The organism is Bifidobacterium sp. POST2/T3 (B1), from assembly GCF_058197115.1.
The window spans coordinates 1-3,388 of record NZ_JBVPQK010000285.1 but is presented as its reverse complement, the minus strand read 5'-3'; the positions used below and the strand labels follow the sequence as shown (position 1 = coordinate 3,388).

Sequence of the window (3,388 nt, the reverse complement as noted above, 5' to 3'; positions counted from 1 at the left end):
CATACGCCGATTGCCCCTTTCACGAGGATGGCCGCGCAGGGTCTGACTCCACTGTAGCGAATCGACCAGTCACCTCTCATCCTTGACATGCCATAGATTCCGAGACTGTCGTGGTAGCATATATGTGGTAAATCTCACACGTTCAAAAGCTGAGGGTGGGCGATTCCCGACGGCGCGAATTCCAAGTCCAGACCATGATGATGATGGGTCCTTTCAAGGATTGCGCATCGGTGCCCGCATGGGCGTGGTGGTCGCAAGGCAGCGATGCGTTGGAAGGATTAGGGGTTCAAGTGATGTTGGGTTGCTCCACGATCCGGAGATGGTTCGGACCTGGCGTACGAGGTTGTAGAGAGGTGTGGTAATGAAAGTTGTGATATTCTCCACCTGCGTGGTGGACCTCATGTTTCCGAACGTGGGGAAGGCCATGGTGGAGGTGCTGGAGCGGTTCGGTTGCGACACCTACCTTCCCAAGCAGCAGATCTGCTGCGCCCAGCCCACCTTCAACAGCGGGTATGTCAAGGAGAGCATGCAGGTCATGCGCAACGAGGTCGATGCCCTGCTGAGCGTGGATGCCGACTACATCGTGGGTCCGGCGGGCTCCTGTGTGAATATGCTCAAGGAGCTGCCTTTCCATCTGAAGAATGACCCGGTCTATGCAGCCAAGGCCCAGACCATGGCTGACAAGACCTATGAGTTCTCGCAGTTCCTCTACCGGGTGCTGGGTGTGCTGGATGCCGGCGCCGAACTCGACGCTGTGGCCACCTACCACCGCTCATGCCACATGACCCGGCTGCTGGGGGAGCGGACCAGCCCCTTCGTCCTGCTGGACCATGTCAAAGGACTGACCATGGTCCCCCTGCCCCACATTGAGAACTGCTGCGGGTTCGGCGGCATGTTCTCCATGAAGGAGCCTGAGATCTCCAAGCAGATGGTGGACGAGAAGGTGAACGACGTGCTCAGCACCAAGGCCAGCGTTCTCATCTCCTGCGATCCGGGCTGCCTGATGAACATCGGCGGTCGCTTCAACCGGCGCGGCGAGAAGATCACCATCATGCACCTGGCTGAGGTGCTCAATCACAACGTGGATATGAGCCGCGTCAAGTATGTGGAAGGGCGCTCTGCTGGCGATGGGGCAGTGGGTTCCGTCAGGGCTGCCAAGGAAGAGGGGGCTCTGGTATGAGCAGCATGGTCAATGGCAAGAAAGCCGCGCAATATCTGCGAACCAGCAAGGCTCCCTTCCTGACCAGGGTCAAAGAGTCCGAACAGGACAAATTCGCCCAACAGGCCGTGGCCAAGGCCCAGGATGCGCAGTGGGTCAAGCGGGAGGCCGCCCGTCAGGAACTGGGCAACTGGGAACAGTGGCGCGACCTTGGCGAGCAGATTCGTCAGCATGTCATCCGCTACCTGCCTGACTACCTGGAGGAGTTCGCCGACAACGTGGAGAAGCGCGGCGGTCATGTCTTCTTCGCCCAGACCGACGATGAGGCTGCCCAGTACATCAAGCAGATCGCCATCGAAAAGAAGGCCAGGCACGTCGTCAAGAGCAAGTCCATGGTGACCAGCGAGATCAACCTGGATCCCACGCTGATGACTGTGCCCGGCCTGGAAGTGCTGGAAACCGATCTGGCCGAGTTCATCCTGGAGGAGGACGACTGGGACCAGCCCACGCATCTGGTCTTCCCTGCCCTGCACAAGAACCGCGAGCAGGTTCGTCAGGTTTTCGAGAAGAAGCTGGGTTACAAGGGCGACAACGACCCTCAGCACATGGCTCGGTTCTCGCGCAAGGTTCTGCGCAAGCACTTCCTCGAGGCGGACATGGGCATCACAGGCTGCAACTTCGCCGTGGCCGACACGGGCATGATCAACCTGGTGACCAACGAGGGCAACGCCGACCTGGCCATGTGCATCCCCAAGACCCAGGTGGTGGTCATGGGCATGGAGCGTCTGGTGCCGACCATGAAAGAGGCCGAGACCATGGACAACATGCTGGCCCGGTCCGCTGTCGGCCAGAAGCTGACCTCCTACCTGACCTACACTGCGCCACGCACAGACCAGGAGTCGGATGGACCGGACGATGTCTATGTGGTCATTCTGGACAACGGGCGCTCAAACGCCCTGGGAACGGTCTTCGAGCCCATCCTCCAGTGCATCCGCTGCGCCTCCTGCCTGAACGTCTGCCCCATCTACCGGCACATCGGCGGTCACGGCTATGGATCCATCTATCCGGGTCCTGTGGGCTCGGTGCTCTCGCCGGTGCTGGACGGCGGCTACGACGACTTCGGAGACCTGCCTTACGCCTGCAGCCTGTGTGCGGCATGCACAGCCACCTGTCCGGTCAAGATCCCCCTGCATCAGCTCATGATTGAACACAGGAGGATCATGATGGATGACCAGTCCAAGGCCAATCTGATCGATGACACGGTCATGAGGGTCATGGGCCTGGGAACCGGCCACTCCTCGCTCTTCCGCACTGCCTTGGGGGTGGATCACACCATGCTGACCCCCATATCCAAGAAGCAGCCGGAGACAGCCAAGAACCTCTTCGCCAGTGATCGGCATGTGGAATGGATGCCCTTCGTCTTCGGCGGATGGACCAAGGTGCGGGATCTGCCGGATCCGCCCAAGCACGGGGAGAACTTCCGCAGTTGGTTCGCTCATCACAAGAAGGAGCAGCAGGCATGACCGATCGTGAGGTATTCCTGGATTACCTGGCCAAGAAGAGCGGACGGCCCCGTCACCAGCTCAAGGACCACCCTCTGGTGCCGGTCAACGATCTGCCGGAGACAACTCTGTCGGGTCATACCCAGGATGAGCTGTTGGAGATCGCACGGAAGAGCAGCGAGGCTGTCCATGTGGACTTCCGCACCTGCACCAAGGCCGAATTGCCCACTGCATTGGACGAGTTCATCGATTCACGCAAGGACGACAGCGACCATGTGATGCTGCCGACCTCCGATCTGTTCGCAGACTTTGGGCTGGAGGAGTGGAGGGACGGCCTGAACCCGCCCGCCACTTTCTGGAAGCCGGGGGCCAGCCGCGAGGAGAACATCAAGACCGCCGACGAGTCCGGAACGGCCATCGCCTTTGCGGACTTCCTCCTGGCCGAGTCGGGCACCATCACCGTGGCCACCACCCCGGGTCAGGGTCGCGCCTTCCACTTCCTGCCGGTTCACTATCTGAGCATCATTCGCAAGTCGAAGATTCTGCCCCGAACCCGGCAGGCCATGGACTACTATGACCCAGCCCTGGTCTCAGGCGAGCTCAAGACCTCCAACATCAACTTCATCACCGGTCCCTCCAACACGGGCGATATCGAGATGGTGATCGTGGTGGGCGTGCATGGTCCCCTGGATATGACATATCTGGTGGTTGAAGACATGTAGCTCGA

At 60.0% G+C, this 3,388-nt stretch carries 3 protein-coding genes; all 3 read left to right on the top strand.

Annotated elements, in window-relative coordinates; all coding sequences use genetic code 11:
• Window positions 1–361: 361 nt before the first annotated feature.
• From AC0AP0_RS10590 to AC0AP0_RS10580, 3 genes are read left to right on the top strand one after another with little or no spacing between them, the layout of a single operon-like run.
• Window positions 362–1,180: a (Fe-S)-binding protein gene (locus tag AC0AP0_RS10590; protein WP_121914381.1), complete on the top strand. Its 819-nt coding sequence runs from the start codon at window positions 362–364 to the stop codon at window positions 1,178–1,180.
• Complete coding sequence (locus tag AC0AP0_RS10585; protein ID WP_490430433.1) at window positions 1,177–2,682, top strand: LutB/LldF family L-lactate oxidation iron-sulfur protein; 1,506 nt, start codon at window positions 1,177–1,179, stop codon at window positions 2,680–2,682. Before AC0AP0_RS10590 ends, AC0AP0_RS10585 begins: the two co-directional genes overlap by 4 nt.
• The gene (locus AC0AP0_RS10580; RefSeq protein WP_045923943.1) at window positions 2,679–3,383 is read left to right on the top strand and encodes a LutC/YkgG family protein; all 705 of its coding nucleotides are present in this window, start codon (window positions 2,679–2,681) and stop codon (window positions 3,381–3,383) included. Before AC0AP0_RS10585 ends, AC0AP0_RS10580 begins: the two co-directional genes overlap by 4 nt.
• Window positions 3,384–3,388: the final 5 nt, after the last annotated feature.